General features: G+C 68.5%; 3 protein-coding genes. All 3 read right to left on the bottom strand.

The window, feature by feature from the left end:
- Window positions 1-398, bottom strand: a 398-nt coding sequence (locus tag B8W67_RS20010) for a SufE family protein (protein WP_085305921.1), incomplete at its 3' end; no start/stop codon positions are given.
- Window positions 395-1,288 (bottom strand): sulfurtransferase, encoded by an 894-nt coding sequence (locus B8W67_RS20015; RefSeq protein WP_069391179.1) that lies wholly within the window; start codon window positions 1,286-1,288, stop codon window positions 395-397. The genes B8W67_RS20010 and B8W67_RS20015, both read right to left, overlap by 4 nt.
- Window positions 1,289-1,490: 202 nt before the next feature.
- Entirely contained in the window at window positions 1,491-1,718 is a 228-nt protein-coding gene (locus B8W67_RS20020) for a hypothetical protein (RefSeq protein ID WP_234793824.1), read from the bottom strand.
- Window positions 1,719-1,804: the final 86 nt, after the last annotated feature.

Genomic DNA, 1,804 nt, shown 5'->3' on the forward strand with positions numbered 1-1,804 from the left:
CGTTTGATCCGGCTGAGCATGGCCGACATTCCGCGCACCCGCAGCGGGCTGATCAGCTCGGCCAACCCCAGCGCCGAGTAGAAGTCGTCGGGGACGGCGAGGATGTCGGCGGCCGGCTGGCGGTCCAGACCGGCCGCCAGGATCGCCGCGAACCCGCGAGTGGTGGGCGCCTCCGGCGGCGCGGAGAAATACAGCCGCACCGCGGTGGGATCGCTGGCGTCGACGTCGAGGAACAGCGGCGACTGGCACTCCGGAACCGGCTCCATCGCCGCCTCTTCCAATTCGGCGGGGATGGGGGGCAGCTCCTCGGCGAACTCCAGCAGCAGCGCCAGCTTGTCCTGGCCCTCGACCTCGGCGAAGTCCGACACGACCTCCGCCAGCGGTGCGGGCAGGCTCATCGGCTCGGCAGTTCCCCGGGCTGATCGCCGGCGACGATGGGAACCCGCACGGTGTTGCCCCACTCGGTCCACGACCCGTCGTAGTTGCGCACACCTTCCTTGCCCAGCAGGTAGGTCAGCACGAACCAGGTGTGGCTGGACCGTTCCCCGATGCGGCAGTAGGCGACCGGCCGGTCGTCGGGGGACAGGTAGCCGTAGAGCTCGTCGAGCTCTTCACGGCTGCGGAACTGGCCGTTGTCAGTGACCGCTTTGCTCCACGGGATCGACACCGCGGTGGGGATGTGTCCGCCGCGCAGAACACCCTCTTCCGGGTAGTCCGGCATGTGGGTGCGTTCACCGGTGTACTCCTGCGGGGAGCGCACGTCGATCAGCGGCTGCGTGCCGATGATCTCCAGCACGTCTTCCTTGTAGGCCCGGATCGGGGCGTCGTTGCGTTCCACGACCGGGTAGTCGGTGCCGGTCTTGGTCGGCACATCCAAGGTGGTCTCCCGGCCCTCGGAGAGCCACAGGTCGCGACCACCGTTGAGCAGGCGCACGTCGGGATGGCCGAACAGGGTGAACACCCACAGCGCGTAGGCGGCCCACCAGTTGGACTTGTCCCCGTAGATGACCACGGTGTCGTCGCGGCTGATGCCCTTGCGGTTCATCAGGTCGGCGAACTCCGCGCCGCTGAGGTAGTCGCGCACCGGGTGGGTGTTGAGGTCGGTGACCCAGTCGATCTTCACTGCGCCGGGGATGTGGCCGACGTCGTAGAGCAGCACGTCCTCATCGGACTCGACAACCACCAGGCCGGGCTGACCCAGATTGGCGGAGAGCCAATCGGCGGTCACCAACCGTTCCGGGTGGGCGTAGGACTGCAGAGCGGGGCTGGGGTCTGTTGGTACTGGCACGCCCCCGAGCCTACCGCCCCTACGGTTTTCGGAGCACCGCCGGTGCGAACACCGGTCCTAATGCTTTTAATGTCGAGCCCCGCGCACGGCGAGAACGCTGCGGGCGGGACGGTTCGGCTGGCCGGCGACGGGACAGACCCCCTCTGTCCGGCGGGGCCGCCGGGGCATCGGATTCCGCGAAATGCCGGGGCGGCTGCGCCGGTTATGCCCCCAGTGCCACCTCGTAGGCCACAGCGAACCGGCGGGTTCCGGGGGTGGGCCGAAAGAGCGCGGCGCCGCCGGTGCTCCAACTGACCACGCGCAGTAGTTGTTTGCCCGCCGCGAGGCGGCGGCGGACGACATCGGACAGGGCTGATCGGAGGCGTTCGGTGTCGTAGCGGTCGATGTCCCGCGGCACCTGGATGTCCCACATGGTTTCTTCGACTGGCATGCCTTCAGTGTGGCGTCGGTCACAGCGAATCCGGGTGAGCGCCGCCGGTGTGCCACGCCTCGGCTGCGTTGCGATCAGGTCACGGT

It is taken from the genome of Mycolicibacillus koreensis, from assembly GCF_002104795.1.
Classification (GTDB): domain Bacteria; phylum Actinomycetota; class Actinomycetes; order Mycobacteriales; family Mycobacteriaceae; genus Mycobacterium; species Mycobacterium koreense.